This window comes from Leptothoe sp. LEGE 181152, assembly GCF_032906605.1.
Lineage (GTDB): Bacteria > Cyanobacteriota > Cyanobacteriia > Phormidesmidales > Phormidesmidaceae > Leptothoe > Leptothoe turfae.
This window is the reverse complement of record NZ_JASATU010000030.1, coordinates 18,908-40,334: the sequence shown is the minus strand read 5'-3', so window position 1 is coordinate 40,334 and position 21,427 is coordinate 18,908. Positions and strand designations below refer to the sequence as shown.

Sequence of the window (21,427 nt, the reverse complement as noted above, 5' to 3'; positions counted from 1 at the left end):
ACTTTAACTCAAAATTTAAGACTCACAGTGATGGATAACCAAGAAATTCTTAAACAATATATTAGTCAAACCCTGCTTAACGGTCGGATGCAGGTTGAGGCAGACGATGATCTCCTCGGTGAAGAGATTATTGACTCCATGGGAGTGATGCAGCTGGTGGCTTTTGTGGAAGATAAGTTTGGCTGTGATGTGCCCCAGTCGGACATCATCATCACTAACTTTAGGACCATCAAGGCCATTGATGCCTACCTTGCTAAGCGGAGCCTGTAATCATGACCGTTGTTGCAATGCCACTTCAATCCACTGCCGCCCAGTCTAATCTGACAACGGCACAGCATCTGCTGTGGCTGGGGCAAAAGCTGGCACCAGAATCACCGCTTTACAACATGGCGTTTTTGTTTACGCTATCCGGTGAGATTGAGCCTGCTCATTTTCAGGCTGCATTCCAAGCATTGGTGGAACGCAGCGATGCTCTACGGATGGTGATTGAGGAAGTGGACGGTGTGCCGCAGCAGCGGGTATTGTCTCAACTGGATTATGAAGTGCCGGTGTTTGATTTCAGCGATCAAGAGAATCCCCAAGTAAAGGCATGTACCTGGGCAGAGAATCGTAGTCAGACACTGTTCAATTTATCCGAGAGACTTTTTGAAACAGCTCTAATACGTCTCAGTTCTAACTGTTATGCCTGGTATATCAGTCAGCACCATGTGATTACGGATATTCAGTCAGTTCAACTGATTTACCAAACAGTAGGAGACTTCTATCATCGTTCGATAGCGGGCAATTTGTCAGAGGCCCCAGCATTACCAGCATATAGTGATGTATCGTTGCCATCACCCTCGTCTCGCGCCATTGACTACTGGCAACAACAGCAGGCGAACTCAGTAGATCTTTACCATCGATCAGCAAGCCAGGTATCCCCTCGCACCCGTCGTGTTTCATGGGAGCTAGGCCCAGAAAGAACGGCTGCATTGAAACAGCTGGCGATGAACTCGGATGCACGGGCGTTAACGCCCCAGCTGTCTCTGTTTAACCTGGTGGCTGGTATTCTGCTGGCCTATCTCCATCGGATTAGCGGCAGCAATCAAGTAGCATTTGCCACCCCTGCCCATGGTCGCACTACCGCACTGTTGAAAGAGACTATCGGCGTATTTATCGAACTGTTTCCTTTACAAGCTGACATTGAACCAGGGGAAACCTTTGCATCGCTGTTACGTAAAGTGAGTCATGCCAGCGGGGGTATGCTACGCTATGCCCAGCCTGGTGTTAGCCAGTTTGCCCCCAGTCGTGATGTCAATGTGGTACTGAATTTTATCCACGCTAGGCTGTCGGATTTTGATGGTCGTCCAGTGTCTTCAGAATGGATTCATCCAGGGGCTTGCGATCCACGACATCATTTACGGCTACAGGTGCATGATTTTGATGATCGGGGCAGTCTGCAGCTACATTTCGACTTTAATTGTGACTTGTTTGAGCCAGAACTACAGGAACGGGCCACAGGCCATTTTCTGGCATTGGTGGATGCGGTGTTGGCTGATCTTAACCAACCCATTGCTGAGGTGGAGATTGTTAATGGGTCGGAAAAGACTCACCTTGTAGATCTGGGGAAGTGCGATCGCATTGACGTTACTCAAACCGTAGTGCAACAGTTTGAAAAACAGGTGGAGAGAACCCCAGATGCTGTTGCAATCTCTTGTAACTATGAAACTTTGACCTATAGTCAGCTGAATGCCCGAGCCAATCAGCTGGCCCACTATCTTCGACAGCAGGGTGTGATGCCCGAGATGCCCGTTGGCATCTGTCTGCGCCGTTCTGTTGAGATGCTGGTGTCTATCTGGGGAGTGCTTAAAGCCGGAGGAGCCTATGTGCCCATTGATCCCAGCCACCCCAATGAGCGCATTGCCCATATTCTGAGAGATACCCAGGTACGTTGGGTGCTAACCCAGTCTGAGTTTACGGTGCGCCTGAACAGTCATGCCGTGAATATCCAGTTGGACACATTAGATTTAACGTCGCAGCCAGACAACAATTTAAATAATTCATCTACCATTAATCAGCTGGCTTATTTGCTCTACACGTCAGGGTCTACGGGCAAGCCTAAGGGCGTAGAAGTTGAACATCGTGGATTAGCCAACTACGTTAACTGGGCGATTAAACAGTATGTGAGAGGGAGAACTCTGGTGTTTCCCCTGTTCTCTCCTTTTACATTTGATTTAACGGTTACTTCTATCTATGTGCCTCTGCTCTCAGGTGGACAGGTGGTGATTTATCCTGAAGGGGATGAAGCTATTGATCTTTCGCTGCAGCAGATCTTCCAAGAGAATGTAGTAGATGTGATTAAACTAACCCCTTCTCACCTGGCGCTGGTGCAGGGCATGGCCATTGGCTCTCGGGTAAAGACGCTGATTTTAGGTGGAGAGGATCTGAAAACATCGTTGGCAGGTGCCATTGCCAATGCTAGTGACCATCCCCTTGAGATTTACAACGAGTACGGCCCCACAGAAGCCACGGTTGGCTGTATGATTCACCGATTTGAACTGGAGCCCGATGCACCCACCTCAGTATCCATTGGCAAACCAGCGGCAGGGTCGGAAATTTATCTCTTAGATGATCATTTAAACCTGGTGCCCCAGGGAGCCGTAGGTGAAATCTTTATCGGTGGCCCTGGTCTGGCGCGGGGGTATCTCAATCAATCTGAATTAACGGCGGAACGGTTTGTTGCTCGCGGTGATCAAAGACTGTATCGTACAGGGGATTTGGGCCGCTGGCAGGAAAATGGACAGCTAACGTACCTTGGGCGCGGTGACCGTCAGGTAAAGATTCACGGTACCCGCATTGAGCTAGGGGAAATCGAAGCGGCCCTGATGGACCATCCTGAAGTAAGTGCTAGTGCCGTTAGCTTAGTTCAGTCGGCTGGTCCTGTGCAGGCTGGTCCGGTGACCTATTGCACTCGCTGTGGCATTGCCTCCAACTATCCTGGCATTACCTTTGATCACGAGGGTGTTTGTGATATTTGTCAAACCTATGAGACCTATCGCGATCGCACCGAGCAATACTTCAAGTCGATTGACGAATTCAAGTCTCGTCTAGAGAGAGCCCGTCAGCGCAAACAGGGTGAGTACGACTGTCTGATGCTGCTCAGCGGTGGTAAGGACAGCACCTATGCCCTGGCTCAGCTGGTGACCATGGGCTTCAAGGTGTTTGCCTTTACCCTCGATAACGGCTACATTTCTGAGCAAGCAAAAGACAATATTCGACGTGTTGTTAAGACTCTGGGTGTGAAGCATCAATTTGGCACCACACCGGCGATGAACGACATTTTTGTCGATAGCCTGAATCGCCACTGTAATGTATGTAATGGCTGCTTTAAGACTATCTATACCCTGAGTATGAAGCTGGCTTACGAGCGAGGAATTCCCTGCATTGTGACGGGTCTCTCACGGGGACAGTTTTTTGAAACCCGTCTAACAGAAGAATGGTTTACTGAACTGTTTGGCCAGTCTGAGTTTGATGTAGACCAGATTGACGAGACCATTCTGGCCGCTCGCAAAGCCTACCATCGCACTGACGATGCCGTATCACAGCTGATGGATGTGAAGGTATTTCAAACCGATGACATTTTTGAGACGGTGGAGATTATTGACTTCTACCGTTATTGCGATGTAGAGCTAGCAGAGATGCTCTCTTTCTTAAAGGACCAGGTACCCTGGATTCGTCCGTCAGACACAGGGCGTTCTACCAACTGTCTGATCAACAATGTGGGCATTCATCTGCATACTAAGAAGCGTGGCTATCATAACTACGCTCTGCCCTACAGCTGGGATGTGCGTATGGGGCACAAAACGCCAGAAGCGGCCATCGACGAACTCAATGATGAGATTGACGTGGCCGAAGTGGAGAGAATTCTTCAGGAGATTGGCTACGAAGACGCGCAAATAAACAAAGCCCAGCTGGCGGCCTATTATGTGGGGCAGACCTCGACAGCAGACTTGAGACGCTTTTTAGCCCAGCGATTGCCCAGCAATTTGGTGCCCGCCTATTTTATTCAGCTGGAGCAGATGCCCTTGACCGTGCATGGCAAGGTGAGCTTTGCAGCTCTGCCGGATCCAAAAGCCAGTCGTCCCGAGCTACGGGCAGAATTTGTTGCCCCTGCTACGGCTGAGGAGAAGACATTAGCCAAGCTATGGCAGCAGGTGCTGAAGGTGGATCGCATTGGCATCCACGACAACTTTTATGAGCTGGGCGGCGATTCGATTATGGCCATTCAAATTGCTGCCCGGATGTCAGAAGCTGGTTTTAGCTTATCTCCCAACCAGATTTTTCAGCATCCCACCCTGGCAAAGCTGTCTGCTGTAGTGGCCCCTGAGCATGAGTATATGGCCCCAGAAGATTTGACAGGGTTGATACCTCTCACTCCCATCCAGCAGGCATTTTTTGAACAACAATCACCAGAGCCAGAACAGTTTACCCAGACAGTGGTGCTAAATGTGGCTGAAATACTAGACCTGTCAGTTTTGAAGGCAGCCCTGACAGCCGTGGTAAATCATCACGATAGTTTACGGCTGACCTATACTCAAACCGATGCAGGCTGGGAGCAACGTTATGGTGAACCTGTTTCTGATGTGGCCACTATCGAAGTAGATGTCTCGGCGCAGCCCCATCCTCAAGAAATCATTACTAAAACCATTGCCAAACTTCAGACCCAGCTTGACTTAACCAAAGGAGATCTTGTTCGAGCGGTTCTCTTTGATCTAGGTGACCGCCAGCAGCTAGGGCTGGTCATACATCACCTGGCAGTAGATGCTCTATCTTGGCTAACGCTAATTCAGGATTTAGAAACAGCCTACCAGCAACTCAGTCAGGGTGAGGAACTTTCGCTTCCGCTCAAGACTAGCTCCTTTAAAGCATGGGCACATGGGCTTAAAGAGATCGCATTACCTCAATCAGAAATTGACTATTGGCTCTCTCCGCCTGACTCCGTTGCTCAGTTAAGTGGTACTACTCAGTCCGAAGCTACTGCTCGCACTGTTTCTCGACAGCTCAGTGATGACCTGACCCAAACGTTTCTGCAAACATCTCGTGCGCGTCCTCAAGAACTGTTGTTAGCGGCTTTGACCTTAGCCGTTAAACAACACACTGAGCAACCTACGGTTCAAGTTGCTTTGGAAGGTCATGGACGAGAAGAATCCATAATTCCCAATATTCGCTTGGTGCGCACCGTTGGCTGGTATACATCGCTCTTTCCGGTAACACTAACAGCTCAATCTGAACCTGGTGAGACATTGAGATCTATTAAAGCAACCCTAGAACAGGTTCCTCAAAATGGTATTGGGTACGGTATTTTGCGCTATCTCAGAGGAAATGAAGCTGTTACTAACCAGCCCCAGCCTGAAATCTTATTTAACTATCTCGGGACTTTAGAGCAGCTGCTACCGCCCAACTCTATGTTCCGATTTTCTCAGCCATTACAGGTATCTCGAAGTCCGAGACAGATGCGATCGCACCCCCTAGATATCAGCGCCTTTATTAGAGAAGGCCAGCTCCATATTGATTGGTGCTACAGCGGTCTAGACGACTCTACAGCCCAGGCACTCGCTGATGGTGTAATGCAGCATCTCCAAACACTTCTGGAGGGACCAGGCAACAAGGTAACAGCCGCAGACTTTCCCCTGGCAAAGCTTAACAGCAAAAAGCTCGATAAGCTTTCAGCTTTGTTAAATAAGGCCGATCGTGCAGGAGGTCAGGGTTAATGGAAAATGTTGCCGATATCTATACGCTCTCGCCGGTACAGCTAGGTATGTTGTTTCACACCCTGGCCGACACCCAGGCTGGTGTTTATGTGAATCAATACACCTGTAAGCTCAGCGGTGATCTCCAGATAGAACTCCTACAGCAGGCGTGGCAACAGACGGTGGCACGGCATCCGGTTTTACGCACGGCATTTCTGTGGGACGGGTTGGATGAGCCGTTGCAGGTGGTTCGTGAGCAAGTGGCGCTGCCCTGGCGGTCATTGGACTGGCGTGGGGTAACGGATGCTGAACAGACGGCTAAGTTGAATGAGTTTTTGGGGTGCGATCGCACCCAAGGCTTCAACCTAGACCAGGCTCCACTGCTACGCCTCACCCTAATTCACCTACGCGACAACGTCCATCAGTTTGTCTGGAGTTCTCACCACCTGTTATTTGACGGTTGGTCGCTGCCCCTCATCTGGCAAGACATGCTGACCTACTACGGCGCGTTGCTCCAGGGAACCGTACCCCAGCTGCAGCCCACACGCCCCTACCGCGACTACATTGCCTGGCAACAGGAACAAGATCTCAGCACTGCCGAAATCTTCTGGCGAAATCAGCTCCAGGGTTTTGTTGAGCCCACACCGCTACCTGCTGCCCACTCTGGTACATCCCAACGCTACCAGCAACAGACACAATCCCTATCACCGTCTTTAACCACAGCCCTTAAAAATCTGGCGCGACAGTATCGGTTAACGTTGAATACCCTGGTTCAGGGAGCATGGGCATTACTGTTAAACCACTACAGCGGTGAGGACCAAGTGACCTACGGTTCGGTGGTATCGGGTCGTCCGGCTGCTCTGAGCGGTGTGGAAACCATGGTGGGATTGTTTATTAATACCCTACCTGTGCGGATAAGCATTGAGCCTGACCAAACTCTCATCGATTGGCTACGGTTGCGACAGCAACAGCTTTTCGACCTGCGACAGTACGAAACCACAGCCCTTATCGATATCCAACGCTGGAGCGATGTGCCCCAGGGCAGTCCCCTGTTTGAAAGCATTGTAGTGTTTGAAAACTATCCAGCGGCAGCAGTTACAGAACTGGGGTTTGATATCAGCGACGTGCGCTATTTGGAGCAGAGCAATTATCCGCTGGCGCTGCTGGTGGTTCCTGGTGAGTCATTGGAGTTGTTGCTGTTGTTTGATTCGGGCAGGTTTGAGGAAGGTGTAGTCGCACACCTACACACCCATTTAGAACTGTTGCTGACTGCCTTTATCGAACAGCCTCAAAGCAAACTCGCTGATCTGCCCCGTCTCACACCAGCAGAACAGCAGCAGCTAAGCACCTGGGAGACGATCGACTATCTCCGTAACTTAACTATTCACCAACTGATTGAAGCCCAGGTACAGCAAACACCAGACGCTCTAGCAGTTGTGTTTAAAGAGCAAACACTCACCTATGGCGAACTTAATCAACAGGCCGATCAACTGGCCAATCTGTTTCGCTCAAAAGGCGTTACCCCTGGTGATCGAATTGCCCTATGCCTAAAGCCGTCTCTAGACAGAATCATTAGTATTCTAGCCGTGCTCAAAGCAGGCGCAGCCTACGTACCCCTTGATCCAGCATATCCGGCTGAACGGCTGAAATACTGCCTAGAAGACACCAACCCAAAATTCTTGCTGACGCAGCGCTCAGTTATCCTGCCGCATACCTCTGTTTCTGTTCTTTATTTGGATGGGAATGGGAAGGTGCAAGGGCAGGCACAGGGGCAGGTACAAGACCAGCCCCTACGATCCCCCTATCCCCCCATCCCCTCATCCCCCTCTGCCTCCCCTGCTCCCTCTGCCCCTCAACCTCAAGACATCGCCTACATCATCTACACCTCTGGCTCCACCGGCACCCCCAAAGGCGTCATGGTCAGCCATCAAAATTTGGTACATTCTACGACTGCTCGCACCCACGTTTACCCAGAGCCTGTGGGTCGATTTCTGTTGCTCTCATCCATTGCCTTTGACAGTTCTGTTGCCGGTATCTTTTGGACCCTTTGTCAGGGAGGAACTCTGATCTTACCGCCCGAGCGCATAGAACAAGATTTGCAGCAGCTAACTGATTTGATTGCTCACCAGCGAATTACCCATACACTCTGTGTACCGACGCTGTATTCTTTGTTGTTGGAATCCGCTAATCCGCAACAGCTAGCTAAACTCCGCACGGTGATTGTGGCAGGTGAGGCCTGCCCGCGTACTCTTGTTCAGAATCACTATGCCAAACTGCCTGCTACGGATTTGTATAACGAATATGGTCCCACTGAGATAACTGTGTGGTGTACAGCGTATCGCATTCCGACGCAGATTGAGCCCGGACCTGTGGCAATTGGTAAGGCGATTCCCAACACGCAAATTTATCTGCTGGATAAGGATTTGAATCCGGTTCCCATTGGGGCCATTGGCGAAATTTATGTCGGTGGTGATGGGGTGACGCAGGGATATTTGAATCAGCCGGAGAAGACGGCGTTGTCGTTTGTGATGCCGAAGGGTGGGCATTGCCCACCCTTCTACAGAGGGCGATTGTATAAGACTGGCGATTTGGCCCGATATCGTTCCAACGGCACCCTGGAATGGTTAGGACGGTGTGACCGGCAGGTGAAAATTCGTGGATATCGGATTGAGCTAGGAGAGATTGAGGATGTTCTACAAGACCATCAAGCAATTCAGGAAGCCGTAGTTATTGCTCGCAACACATTCCAGCCATCGGATGTCGATAGTTTAGTTTCTGCTCTTGCCTCTCTTCCTCTTGAGAAAACAGAGATATTATTAGCCAACGCAATGGGGGAGGGCTTTTAGCATGTTAATGAAGGAATCATGGCTAAAATACACTCTTGTTAGGGGGTTAAAAAAACTCAAGCTTCGACAAGGTAGCGCTCTGAAGCAAAAGCTGTTAAAGGAAGGGCGAACCCGCTGGTTAGATATGGGTAGTCGCCGGTTTGAAGACGGCTTTATGTGCTTAGACTTGGGCTCAGCTGATGGCCTATCTCCTGACAGTGCTGAAAGATATTATCAGGCCAATATCAGCCAGCTAGGAGAGGCCGATCGTGCGAAATTGGGGCAGTTTGATTTAGTTAGAATGCAGCATGTTTTTGAACATTTTAGCTTTGAGGAAGGGATAGACCTTCTAAAGTTCTGTTCTAGCATCCTTAAGCCAGATGGCTATCTATTAATCACAGTCCCAGATTTACGAATCCATATCAATGGGTATTTCACAAACTATCGTCATATGGATTATTTTGTGAAATATGCTCAGCGTAGGATTCCAAAAGATGCACCGCCAAGCTTTATTTTTTCATTCCATGCTCACCAATTTGGATATGCGCCAGTCGAAGAACCGGGTCAAGTCCATCGGTGGAGCTATGACTACGAGGGTCTTAAGTATCAGCTAGAGAGAGTTAATCAGTTTAAAGACATCAAACGCCTGGATTTGCTTGATCCTTGGGCTGCTGTTCCATTTACCCACAACATGCCCATTGAGGATCTGTGTGTGATTGCACAGAAGAACTCAATGGAGGGAGGGTGACAATGGCCCATATTGTTTGTATGACTGGAGGACTGACCGGCATTCTTAATGCCAGTTTTGCATTGGTGAAACAGCTGGCACAGGCTGGACATCGAGTCACCTATGCGAGCCCGGCTCAGCTACGGGAGTCGGTTACCGCCCAAGGTATTCCTTATGTGCAGCTCGATCCCTGGGTAATTCAAGCAGGTGAGCCGCCAAGAAGCCGCTGGCAAAAGTGGCGAACACACCAAGAACGACAGCAGCGAGCAGTTGATGCCCTCGGTGTGCAGAACTTTGTCGAGACTATACGGGATCTAGCTCCAGACTTGCTGTTAATTGATATGGAGATGCATCCTCACATCATGGCGGCTGTCACTGGTCAGTTTTCGGTTGCGTTGCTGTGTCAGTTTCTCTCTATTTGGAAGCGTCCTAATCTACCGCCCATTCATACTAGTATTGTGCCAGGTAAAGGACTGTCAGGACAGCGAATCTCCATTGAGTGGAGTTGGTGGCGCTATAGCTGGAGAAAATGGTGGGAATTCCAGCGAGAGTGCTGGCGGCGCATGGGCATTGATCGAGTCTCGATACTGCGCTGCTATGCACGACAGATCGGCTATCCCTGGCGTAATCAACGTGATCAGTGGTTAGTACCTTATCCCCACGGCTCACTACCCATTCTCTGTTTTAATGCGCTGGAACTGGACTTTCCCCATGACCCTCATCCCTCTATGAATTATGTTGGTCCTATGGTTTTAGAAAACCGTCAGGAGCCAAGGGTTGAGTCAGCAACAGAAACGGCTCTTTCACAACTTTTTGAGAAACATACGTCTGGTGAAAGATCTCTTATATATTGTGCCTGTAGCACCTTTGTAACGACCGATCAGCGATTTCTTCAACAGCTGATAGAGGCCGTCTCGGCTTGTCCAGAATGGAATTTGGTGTTGGGCTTGGGGGGAAAGTTGAGTTCTTGTAAACTACCAAACTTGCCACCTAATGTTTATGCCTTTAACTGGGTACCTCAGTTAACGATAATTCAGCATGCAGACTGTGTCATCAATAATGGCGGCATTAATAGCATTAATGAGTGTCTGTACTTTGGTGTGCCGATGTTGGTTTATTCCCTCAAGCATTTTGATCAAGATGGGGATGCAGCTCGTGTGGCTTACCACGGTCTGGGGATTGCTGGCGATATTGTTCAGGATCAATCAGCGAAAATACGCCAGTATATTCAGACCTTGCTGAGTGATCAGTCCTATAAAAAACAGGCCGAGCGCATGGGTGAGTGCTGTCATCGCTATGGCCACCGCGCCGCTCGGGTTGTTGAGTCTTTATTGGATTCTCAACGGGCAGAACGCGATTTCTTAGCTGTTAGCAACCAGTGGGGAGGGGGTGCATCATGACAAAAGATAGCTATGGGGAACTACGTCAACGGGTGATGAAGCTCTCGCCAAGTCAGCGAGTGGCGTTAGCACAACAGCTGTCTCATTCTCCCCAACGGCTAGTTGCCTATGTGGTGCCTAAAACGAATGGAGATTCTCTAAATCCTTCTGCATTAAAGGATTTCCTCAAATCTAAACTGCCCAATTACATGGTGCCTGCGGCCATTGTTCCTTTAGAGACCCTACCGCGTACTGCTAATGGTAAGGTTGATCTTAACGCCTTGCCTGAACCAAAGATAGCTACCTCTAATGCAGGTGAGACTCCGCGCAATGCCATTGAAGAAACCCTAGCTCAAATTTGGCAAGATCTGCTGAGGCTCAATGCCGTTGGCATCCACGACAACTTTTTTGAACTGGGTGGAGATTCGATCCTGAGCATTCAAATTGTTTCTAGGGCACGAGAGGCTGGACTACGGCTAGCGCCTAACCAGCTGTTTGAACAGCCAACGATAGCGGAATTAGCGGCAGTCGTAAATATTACCCCTGAAGTGGCTGCCACCCAGGACGTGGTGACTGGAGAAGTACCCCTGACTCCGATTCAGCAGTGGTTCTTTGAGCAGGAGATGGAATCTGCACACCACTGGCATCAGGCAATGTTGGTGGAGGTGCCTGATGGGGTGAATAGTGAGATGGTGGAGGTTGCGATCGCAACCCTCTGGACCCACCATGATGCCCTTAGGCTGACCTTCCCTAACCAACAAATCAACGCTGATGCCAGCAGCCCACCACAGCTAGTTCAAATAGATCTCACACACTTGAGTGAATCTGAGCAAGTTCAGGCGATTGCTGATCACGGCACTAAGCTGCACAAAGATGTGAATTTAGCCGCAGGTGGCCTCATGCGGACAGCTCTGTTCATGCGCGATACAACCCAACTGGACTGGCTACTGCTTAGCTTGCACCATCTGGTAGTCGATGCTGTTTCCTGGCACATTCTTCTGGGTGACTTATCGACCCTGCTAGGTGGGACTGCACAACTACCTGAGAAGACAACTTCGTTCAAGACCTGGTCTGAAACACTGAGGGCGGCTACACAACAAGCCAAAGCTGACTTTTGGTTAACCCAGGTGGAAGAGTCTCCCATCCAATTGCGGCGTGATTATGATGACACAACATTATCTATAGAAGGAACAACGCAGACAGTTTCGGTTTCCCTGAGTGAAGAAGATACCCAGACATTACTCCAAACTGTTCCTGCTGTTTACAACACCCAAATCAATGATGCATTGCTGACTGCGTTGGCGCAGACGTTGTTGCAGTGGGTGGGCACAACATCAGGTACTGTCCGGGTGGAAGTAGAAGCCCATGGTCGAGAACAGATGACCCCTGAGATCGACGTATCGCGAACCGTAGGCTGGTTCACGACTACCTATCCAGTCAATCTACAGGTGAGAAATACTAAAGACTGTAGGGAGTCACTTAAATCAGTCAAGGAGCAACTGCGGCAGATTCCTGATCGGGGTATTGGCTATGGAATGTTGCGCCATTTAGGAAATGAGACGATACGACAGAAATTGGCTCAAGCATCTGACTCCGAAGTCTTGTTTAACTATTTAGGTCAGCAAGATCTCTCATCTGCAGGTTTACAGGTAATCCAGGATATTGATGTTGGCACGCTGAGGGATCCACGAAACAGGCGTGGCTATCTCTTGGAGATCAATGCCTGGGTCGCCAACGGACAACTACAGGTCAACTGGCGTTATGACACCAAGATTCATCGATCAGACACCTTGGAAACCCTAGCTAATCAATACCGTAGTGCTCTGAAATCTCTTATTGTCCAATGCTCTGACACAGACAGCGGCGGTTTTACACCATCCGACTTTCCTGACGCGGAATTTAATCAGACAGAACTAGACGACTTTATTGGCCAACTTATTGGGGAGGTATAACGATGGATAAGAAGAATATTGAAACAATTTATCCTTTAACTCCCCTACAGCAAGCATTTCTGTGGCATAGTCTGCAGACTTCTATCCAGGATGGATTAATCCATATGCGCTGCACGTTGCGTGGCGATGTGAATGTCACCCTGTTGCAGCAAGCCTGGGACTTCGTCGTAGGTCGTCATCTAGCATTGAGAACGTCGGTTCATTGGGAAGGCGTGAAGCAGCCGCTACAGGTGGTAGCGCGTCAGGCTTCTATTCCCTGGACACAGCTAGACTGGCGTGGTCATGAAGATCAGCAGGCAGCGTTGGCCGATTTTCTGGTGACGGATCGGCAGCTAAGCTTTAACCTCAATCAAGCTCCCATCTCTCGCCTTGCCTTAGTTCGCCTGAGTGACACAGACTATGAACTGGTGTGGAGCTGTCATCACCTGATGCTGGATGGCTGGTCTGGGGCGTTGGTATTTAATCAGGTATTTGATGCCTATGAGACATTGCTAGCGGGGCAGTCGCCAGTTCTAGGAGCTGTTCCCAGTTATCAAAATTATGTACGTTGGCTGAAACAACAAGATGAAGCGGCAGCAGCAGAGTTTTGGCGCGAGGCATTAGAAGGCTATGGGGAACCGATGGGTTTACCAGTTTTGAAAGGAGAAGAAAAGCTCAAAACTCAAAACGTCCTCCCACGCATTACTTTTTCTCCTGAGGTGACTGCAAAGATGCAGGAAGTTTTGCGATCGCACCGTCTTACCCTCAATACCCTAATACAAGGCATTTGGGCCTTACTTCTCCATAGTTACAGTAGCAATTCTGATGTTGTATTTGGTGCAACGGTCTCTGGTCGTCAAGCAGATCTAGACGGCGTGGAATCCATTGTGGGGATGCTGATCAATGTCTTGCCAGTGCGTGTCAAGATTGCGGCTGAACAAACCGTACTTGACTGGTTACAGACGCTTCAGTCGCAACAGGCGATGGCCAGTCGCTATGCCTATGCCTCGCTGGACCAAATTCAGGGTTGGAGTGAGACTGCGGGGCGTTTGTTTGACAGTTTGTTGGTGATTGAAAACTACCCAATACAGACAGCAGTAGCCCGTAGTTTGCAGGTGGAGAAGATGCAGTCCGGATTGGTGAGCACCTATGGGCTGACCGTAATTGTGAAACCGGGGGATGCACTGACGGTAATGCTGCAGGCAGATGAACCCTATAGGCAGGCGCTACCTATCCTGTTAAAGCAGTTCGAGCAGGCTTTATTGGTCATTGTTGAGCATCCGGAACAGTCTGTTGGTGAAATCGTGCCACCACAGGACCTGTTAGTGGTAGAGCAATCTCTTAAGTCTGTAGAAGACTCTGCAGTTAATCTCAGTCGGGATCAGTTAGAAGGCAGTTTCTTTGCACCAAGCAATCCGTTAGAACTAAAGCTCACTCAAATTTGGAAATCTGTTTTAGGGGTGAGTTCTCTCAGTGTGGAAGACAGCTTTTTTAATATGGGGGGTAATTCGCTGTTAGCAGTGCAGCTATTTAACGAGATGCAACAGCAGTTAGACTGTGCGCTACCGCTAGCAACCTTGTTTCAGGCTCCTAACGTGCGTCAGTTTGCAGCACTGCTCAGTCAAGACCAGCCGGTTTCTCAATGGTCCAGCCTGGTACCAATTCAAACTAGCGGTGCTCAGACATCCTTGTTCTTCCATGGCGGCTCAGCAGATGCCCTAACTTGGGCCAGATTCTCTTATTTATTGGGAACTGACCGACCATTCTATGCTTTGCAACGACCTGATCTTGATGGCAGTGAGGTGACCCATACCACCGTTGAGGCATTAGCAACAGATTGCGTCAACGAAATGCGCATGGTGCAGCCAAAAGGTCCGTACTTGGTGGGTGGACACTGCTTGGGAGGAGCAGTCGCCTTTGAGATTGCCCAACAGTTACAGGCCGATGGCGAGGATGTTGCTAGCGTTGTGCTGATTGATTCCTATCGACCAGGGGCGTTACCTGAAACAGCGCTAATGAAGCTGCAAAGCCGTTTGCAATTAGGTGTTTTTTGGGTACGAAAGAATTATTACTACCACGGGGGATGGGAGAAACTAGCCTCGTTGCTAGGGAAGATTTGGCAAAAGCTAAGGTCGGTTGCAGGCCCCCCTCCCCCTCCAATGCTGGGAGACTTTGAAACGAGTCAGGATTCTTCTAACTTAGTGAATTCTGAAGATAGCTCCCCTGTTACTAAAGCTTCTAATTCCGAGCAGCCCAAAACTCCCTACGAATATCGCTATGCTCGAGCGCAAGAGGCTAATGAGCTAGCGGCAGAATGCTATGTGCCCCAGCCCTATGCAGGACGAGTGAAGTTGTTCCGAGCAGAGATCCAGATTTTAGATTGGTATTTTGGCCGTGAGCTGGGGTGGCAGGTGGTCGCAAAGGATGGTGTGGAGGTGACAAAGATTCCGGGATTCTTTGGGAATTTGTTTAATCAGCAGGCGACACCACTGTTGGTGAAGCAGGTGAGAGATTATCTGTCGGAGTTGGAGTAAGGGCGATGTGGGTAAATTGCATACCTATATCAAAGGCTTGGCGATATCTGGTTCCCCGTCGTAAGGCTACGGTGTACACACAAGTACTGAAAACTAGCATTTTCGGTTGCCTCACCCCCTCTAACTCCCCCTTGGTAAGGGGGAGAACTGGAGTTTCCCCCCTTGGTAAGGGGGGATTAAGGGGGGTAATACAGGATTTTGAGCTCACTTCTGAGATGTGTATACACGGTGGGGGGGACAACCTAAGGAACAGTTTCTCTATACGAATTCATTCACACATTAATTCCTAATATCACACTCCTTACACACTTATGACTGCTCAACCAACTCGAATTCTACAAATAGTGCCTCGCATCTTCCCCGATGTGGATGGTGTCGGTGACTATGCGTTACAGCTGGCCCACCAGCTATATAATCACCACCAAATCCTGTCTGACTTTTTAGTATTCAGACCCAACCCGAAACTGCGGCCCCAACTAGATCAGTTCCCTGTACATCGACTCGAAAACCATACGGTGCAAGGGCTACTGAACCGTGTGCCAGAAAATATATCAACTATTTTTCTTCAATACAGTAATTATCCCTATCTGCGGGGAAAACTAGATGTGCCGATGTGGTTAGTGGATGCACTGAAGGTGCTGAAGCAAAGGGGGATGCGGATTGTGGTGATGTTTCATGAGTTACCGACGTTGCGCTATAAGCGGATTCGCTGTCCAAATTTTGTGCAGCGACGGGTATCCCTTGGGCTGGCTCAAGTAGCTGATGTGGTGGTGACCAACAATGTGGCATTTCAGCAGACACTGGCAAGGTGGACAGAGTTGCCAGTGCACTGTGTGCCTAACTTTTCGACAATTGGGGAGTTAGGGCAGGTGAAGCCGCTTGCTGCACGTAAGCGTTCGTTGGTGGTGTTTGGCAGTAGCGATCGCACCCGCGTTTACCGTAACAATACGGAGACACTCAATCATATTTGTCACACATTGAATATCGACACCCTTTATGATGTGGGTCGTCCGGTTGAGTGGGACGATCAAGGATTGGATGTAAATGTAGTCAGAACTGGTTTTTTACCAGCGGCTGAGGTGAACCAGCTACTGGCTGAGTCCTTAGCAGGAATCTTTGACTATCGACGATTTCCTCAAAACCTAGCGAAATCCACAGTATATGCAGCCTATTGCTCCCATGGGCTGTTGCCGATTTGTAATGGCTATGGTTTAAAGCCTCAAGATGAGATTGTGGCCAACCATCATTATTTAGTGACATCGTCGCTACAAGCGTTTGCCCAACCATCGACGCTGCAGGCAATTGCAGATAATGCCTATACCCATTATCAAAACCGTACTCTGGCCCAATGTGCCATCCAGTTTGCCAAGTTGCTTCATCCGGTTCCATCTACCCAAGCCATGTATACTGATGAATGTACGGACATCAGCATAGGACAGAGCCTGCCCCATTCTCCGGCTCCATTTTCTTAAGGGAACAAGAAGAACCGCCCTTAAGGTCATGGTCTTTTAGACAGAAGGATTTAGGATTTAGGGCTCATTCGTTAAGAAGAGTCTGTCTGCCAGCCACTTGCTAACCTTATTTTTATTGAGTTATGCATACACAAGAGGTCGGTGAAAGTGTTGATATGGGTCAATTAACCCCCTATCCCAAGCTGTTTATCGTGGGCTGTCCACGTTCTGGGACGTCGTGGGTGACATCGTTGATTGCAGGGCATCCAGATGTTTTAGCGGTACCCAGGGAAACCCATGTTTATCGGCTGGTGTATGAGCCGTTTGTGGAGATGCCAACGTGGAAGTGGAAGAAACGGTTACAGTCTTGGAAAGGTATTTTACGGCGCTATGGTCTAAAATCACTGTTGTTTGGCTTTCAGCCTGCGGACATTTGGCGGGGAATTTTACGGGAGCATCAGATTCTTAATCGGCCTGATAGTCATGGGTTACATGGGCTGGTGGACTATGGAGACTTAAGGTCACTGATTAAGGCGATTCGCTTGCAGGTGCCAGAAACTAACCGTGGGTTGGTACAAGCAGAAGAGCTAATTGCAGCGATGTTTGATCGGTTTTTTGAGCAGCATGGCAAACCAGGGCAAGTAGTCTTAGAAAAGACACCAATGCACATTCGCTATGGGGAGCAGATCTTATGGCGTTTCCCAGAGGCTCGGATTATTGAAGTGGTTCGGGATGGGCGGGATGTATGTGTGTCGTACAATGCCCTGGCGAAGCAGCAACGCTGGGCGCAGATAGGTACAGCTGGCGCAATTCGACAGTGGAAGCAATGTGTGGAGTGGGGCGAACTGATTCGGGAGCGACCCAGTTTAAGTAACCGGGTACATACGGTGCGGTATGAGGCGCTAAAGGCAGACCCAGATAGGTGTTTACAGCAGATTTTTCAGTTTGCCAACCTGGCATGGCATGAACAGCAGACTGAGGAGATTGTTAAGGCTGCAGATATTAGCCGAATCGAGCAGAAAGGGGATGGACAATACGTGAGATCTGGTTCTGTCGGTGATTGGAAAAATCAACTATCTGAAGCTGAGATTGCCACCTGTGAAGAGATTGCTGGTGAGCAGTTAGTGCGGCTTGGCTATAATGCTGATAGATAAATTAGATTACCTGCGGAATAGCTTTCCTCGCAACTTTCGATTTCAGCAGATGTCTGATAATGCCTCATTTATGATGAACGAATGATTTTGTATCTCATCTGCTTCCTGGTCAACTAACTAACTAGATCAGAAATTACAGCAAGTACTTTACTATGAACTCATTAATATCTGCGAGATAGTTACTTAATAAATCGTCCTTTCGCAAATCTAATCGTTTTTTTGCACGTTCATATAAAGCTATTGAATTAAAGACAGAAAGATTAGTTTCTAATCCTCGAGCAGAAAGATGGTTTCGCATTCGAAAACTGGGGTATAGAATACCATCCGCGTCCGTGTTTTCGTACAAATATCTAGACCATTTTTGTGAGAGTTTTCTATTACTAGTGAGAATGATATCTTTAGGGACATTCCAGTTAAGTGGCCCATCGCCCCTTAAATCTATGATTTTCATAGATTTAAGGGGCTTACAAAATGCAACTCTTAGAGGAGTATGCTTCTGTGTTGCATAATATTCTATCTCTTGAGGTATATTAGCGATCCCCTGAAAGCGCTCGGCTAAACAACAATGCAATAGCTCTATTGATGAAGGTGAAAAACTTGCAGCTGCGTAGTATATACCTCTCTTTTCATCACTTTCGTCATTATTAGAAATATGATGATCGAATCTTCCTCTTAAATTCTTGCTGTAATTAAAAACTGTTGGACCTCTCCCTTTTCCGTGAGTGTAAATTCTGACTAGTTTTAATGAATGAATGCTTTCATCTGCAATATACCTAGGATCGCGGTGATTAGAATCGGGCATTATAAGAAGGATTGCCTATCTCAAATACGTATAGATATAAGTTGATTAGTGAAATACTACCATAATCAATACTGTCTATATTCAATATTAAGTGCTATTAAACTCTAGTTTCCAAATATAAGCTCCTGATGCAGATTTAAAGAATAATTTTCTTAAGAAGACATCCTTTAGTATACATATCAAAAGATATTTGAACGTACTGCATGTTCTTTAGACTATCCGCTACAAAATACAATATTAGGAATTAGGCTTTATAAAAGATAAAACGCTTTAAATAATGAGGAGTATGTTTATGAAGCTCCAATTCCAATGGGGGGCATCAGACTCTTCGCCAAAGGCTTAGTCACTTCGAATACATAACTCACCAATATAGAAAAACTCTATAAGTAAGATTTATAAAAATCTTTGACTAAGATGAATATTAAATCTAGGCTCAATAGCTGTTTCAGGGAGGTGGACTAATGCAATGGCTTGTAAGCCTTACCCAAAGCATGATTCAGAGGCCCTGCACCTCCTAGACTGAAACCCTTGTCATACAAGGGTTTCAATCGTTCCTTGATTCAGACCTCCCAGAAACCCATATAGAGCCTAAATCTATTACAGTTTCTATTTAAATACGATGGGCCAGAATCAATAACTGGTAATCTTCCCAGATTTTATATGCATCTCACTAGACAGAGAAATGCTATAGATGGCAGCAGACTTTAGCGGATCTTTCTAATTAAAAATTAGCCCTTACTCTCTAAAAACGCTTACTAAACTGAGCTGCGCTAACGACCTTAGTTTTCTCTTCAGAACTGCCTGTTTTCAGTAGTCTATATGGAATCTTGTTGTCTAAATAAATGTTCTCACTAGTAAGCCAATCAAGTTTGCTATATTCAGACATATCATCATTAAGAGCTTCCAAAACTTGATCCAGTTTCTCTAGCAATCTCACAGAATTATTTTTCGAAAAATTGAATTGAAAAATAGGAAACCTGAGTTCTCCTCTAAAATGAACACCGAAAAGTTCTCTTTCAGCAACTTTAGTAAAAATATCACTCTCATTTTCCAGATCAAGCATAAGAGCAACTTGACTAATATTTAATGAATTCTTCAAGGAGACTTGGTGATTAAAAATATTACTTATATAAACTAAGATTTCATTCTCTATAATTTCTCCAAGATCCATATTTCTCTTTCCTAAAAACTCTTCTAGAATATCCCTTAAACTGGAATCTTTATGCTGTCTATCCTCATGTTTCCGAATAAGCTCATACTTTTGAATTGCTCGTTTTACATTATCAGCAATCTCGCTAGTTTCTTTTCGTTTTAAGTCAATAATAGTATTACCTTTATGCTGAATATCATATGTAATTCTTTTTAACTTTGCTTGAAAGTTTTCTGAAAGCAGTGGTTTGTTATGAAAAGCTAAAAGGCTATTTATTTCTTCAAGCAATGAAAGTAATCCAGGAACTCTTATATATTGAGGCTCACTAGCTTGACACTTCACATATATTGTTTCTCCATTCTCATCAGAAAATCGACTAGCATTTACCAGTACTTCCTCTTCTTTCCCATCTTTCCTACGAAGAGAAACAGTTCTATTGTAAGTCCTTCCATCTTTTTTTAGCTCTGCAAAAAATTTCTGGCGTTCTCTTCTCCTAGCATAAAGGTCTATATCTTCTTTAAATAGCAACTCTTCTTGCGAATATCCGATAAAATCAGACATTGCCTTATTTGCGTATATAACCCTTCCATTCTTTCCAAAAACACATGTTGGAATGTGAGACTTTTTCTCTCCTACATCTTCTGTAATATCTTCTACATAGCCATAGAAAAACACTAAATCACCGCACCCATAAACAGGGCAAACAGTTTTTGAAATTAGCAAACTTTTGCCATCTTTATGCTTTGCTACGAAGACACATTTATAAGTATTTTTGCAACCATTTTCATTTTCTCTATACTTTAGTCTTTGAATCAACATGTCTCGATCACTTGATTCGTCGTAAATATCCTTAGATATGTCCAACTTTTTGAAATCTTCCTCAGACGTATAACCATATATTTCAGCAAGCTTAGGATTAACTTCAAGAAAATCCCCCTCCAATGTACTTGCGAATATGCCAATAGGTGAGTTCTCAATCATTCCCCTAGATAACGATTGAGTGTCTTCACTGAAGACAGCGTGAAAATATCCTTCCCTGTATTTCTTGAGTGATGCAAACCCTAACGATATAAGAGAATTAACTTCTCTACCTCTTGCATAGAAGATAAAGTCTGGACATGTTAAGTCTGAACATACGGGGATGCCCGCTTCGTTCACATCTAAATGCTCCCTAATCCAAGCCCATGCTGGACAAACGAAAAAAAACTTTACATTTTCAAATCTTGCCTTAAATTCACGCAGACTCAATCCATACTTATCAAGCAGTTCATTATTCGCATCAAGGATATTTCCGGACTCATCCCATTGCAACGATGGCGAAACTGAACTTTTGCTATCTAGAGGAGACTTGTCACTCATGTCTGCAAAGTCAAACAATTATTCTTCTGCTATAAGCATAATGCATAGTTTTCAAAAATCAATCTTTTTTTTAAATATTTACCATCAATTTATTTGATAGGAACTAAGTTTCCGCAATTTCCAGATTTTGAGGTTCATGATGTGCAGTAACTGCGATCAAACTAACGTATCTATAAGAGATATTGCATGTACAGATTAAGCAACATAAGTACAAGTTGCCAGAACTAATGACTCAGCACTTTGTAGTCCGTCACTTAAGATACTTAAGGTCTCTTTAGGTAAATGTTTATAAGTTTGTATTTTTCTTTTTTATCAGAAATGAACTATCTTTTGAAAAATCATAATGAATGACTAATAGCGTAGTATGTAAATAACGAAATCACAAT

Annotated in this window: 11 protein-coding genes; 9 read left to right on the top strand and 2 right to left on the bottom strand. The window is 46.8% G+C overall.

The annotated features are described in order from the left end of the window. Nucleotides 1-30: 30 nt before the first annotated feature. The 9 genes from QGP82_RS16425 to QGP82_RS16385 all read left to right on the top strand — a co-directional run bounded on the left by QGP82_RS16425 (nt 31) and on the right by QGP82_RS16385 (nt 17,730). On the top strand, nt 31-270 hold the full coding sequence (locus tag QGP82_RS16425; RefSeq protein ID WP_023070732.1) for an acyl carrier protein: 240 nt from the start codon (nt 31-33) through the stop codon (nt 268-270). A 2-nt stretch (nt 271-272) separates the two neighbouring features. Then, complete coding sequence (locus QGP82_RS16420) at nt 273-5,750, top strand: amino acid adenylation domain-containing protein (protein ID WP_499060313.1); 5,478 nt, start codon at nt 273-275, stop codon at nt 5,748-5,750. Further along, complete coding sequence (locus tag QGP82_RS16415) at nt 5,750-8,575, top strand: non-ribosomal peptide synthetase (protein WP_499060311.1); 2,826 nt, start codon at nt 5,750-5,752, stop codon at nt 8,573-8,575. The genes QGP82_RS16420 and QGP82_RS16415 overlap by 1 nt, the downstream gene beginning before the upstream one ends. A gap of 1 nt (nt 8,576) precedes the next feature. Continuing rightward, nucleotides 8,577-9,302 (top strand): methyltransferase domain-containing protein, encoded by a 726-nt coding sequence (locus QGP82_RS16410; RefSeq protein WP_499060309.1) that lies wholly within the window; start codon nt 8,577-8,579, stop codon nt 9,300-9,302. 2 nt (nt 9,303-9,304) lie between these two features. Beyond that, nucleotides 9,305-10,681: a glycosyltransferase gene (locus tag QGP82_RS16405; RefSeq protein ID WP_499060307.1), complete on the top strand. Its 1,377-nt coding sequence runs from the start codon at nt 9,305-9,307 to the stop codon at nt 10,679-10,681. Next, complete coding sequence (locus tag QGP82_RS16400) at nt 10,678-12,612, top strand: condensation domain-containing protein (protein ID WP_499060305.1); 1,935 nt, start codon at nt 10,678-10,680, stop codon at nt 12,610-12,612. The genes QGP82_RS16405 and QGP82_RS16400 overlap by 4 nt, the downstream gene beginning before the upstream one ends. A 2-nt stretch (nt 12,613-12,614) precedes the next feature. Continuing rightward, on the top strand, nt 12,615-15,125 hold the full coding sequence (locus tag QGP82_RS16395) for an alpha/beta fold hydrolase (RefSeq protein ID WP_499060303.1): 2,511 nt from the start codon (nt 12,615-12,617) through the stop codon (nt 15,123-15,125). Between the two features lie 311 nt (nt 15,126-15,436). Further along, complete coding sequence (locus QGP82_RS16390; protein ID WP_499060302.1) at nt 15,437-16,597, top strand: hypothetical protein; 1,161 nt, start codon at nt 15,437-15,439, stop codon at nt 16,595-16,597. Between the two features lie 122 nt (nt 16,598-16,719). Further along, nucleotides 16,720-17,730 carry a sulfotransferase family protein gene (locus QGP82_RS16385; protein ID WP_499060300.1) on the top strand — a complete coding sequence of 337 codons (1,011 nt, stop codon included), beginning with the start codon at nt 16,720-16,722 and terminating at the stop codon, nt 17,728-17,730. A 133-nt stretch (nt 17,731-17,863) separates the two neighbouring features. Here the strand turns inward: QGP82_RS16385 and QGP82_RS16380 are convergent, their stop codons facing one another. Beyond that, entirely contained in the window at nt 17,864-18,532 is a 669-nt protein-coding gene (locus QGP82_RS16380; protein WP_499060298.1) for an RES family NAD+ phosphorylase, read from the bottom strand. Between the two features lie 742 nt (nt 18,533-19,274). Further along, nucleotides 19,275-21,041, bottom strand: a complete 1,767-nt coding sequence (locus QGP82_RS16375) for a PAS domain S-box protein (protein ID WP_499060296.1) — start codon at nt 21,039-21,041, stop codon at nt 19,275-19,277. Nucleotides 21,042-21,427 lie beyond the last annotated feature (386 nt).

Coding starts and splice junctions, on each gene's coding strand:
- QGP82_RS16425 (WP_023070732.1), top strand. CDS start 31: ATGGATAACCAAGAAATTCTTAAACAATATATTAGTCAAACCCTGCTT.
- QGP82_RS16420 (WP_499060313.1), top strand. CDS start 273: ATGACCGTTGTTGCAATGCCACTTCAATCCACTGCCGCCCAGTCTAAT.
- QGP82_RS16415 (WP_499060311.1), top strand. CDS start 5,750: ATGGAAAATGTTGCCGATATCTATACGCTCTCGCCGGTACAGCTAGGT.
- QGP82_RS16410 (WP_499060309.1), top strand. CDS start 8,577: ATGTTAATGAAGGAATCATGGCTAAAATACACTCTTGTTAGGGGGTTA.
- QGP82_RS16405 (WP_499060307.1), top strand. CDS start 9,305: ATGGCCCATATTGTTTGTATGACTGGAGGACTGACCGGCATTCTTAAT.
- QGP82_RS16400 (WP_499060305.1), top strand. CDS start 10,678: ATGACAAAAGATAGCTATGGGGAACTACGTCAACGGGTGATGAAGCTC.
- QGP82_RS16395 (WP_499060303.1), top strand. CDS start 12,615: ATGGATAAGAAGAATATTGAAACAATTTATCCTTTAACTCCCCTACAG.
- QGP82_RS16390 (WP_499060302.1), top strand. CDS start 15,437: ATGACTGCTCAACCAACTCGAATTCTACAAATAGTGCCTCGCATCTTC.
- QGP82_RS16385 (WP_499060300.1), top strand. CDS start 16,720: ATGCATACACAAGAGGTCGGTGAAAGTGTTGATATGGGTCAATTAACC.
- QGP82_RS16380 (WP_499060298.1), bottom strand. CDS start 18,532: ATGCCCGATTCTAATCACCGCGATCCTAGGTATATTGCAGATGAAAGC.
- QGP82_RS16375 (WP_499060296.1), bottom strand. CDS start 21,041: ATGAGTGACAAGTCTCCTCTAGATAGCAAAAGTTCAGTTTCGCCATCG.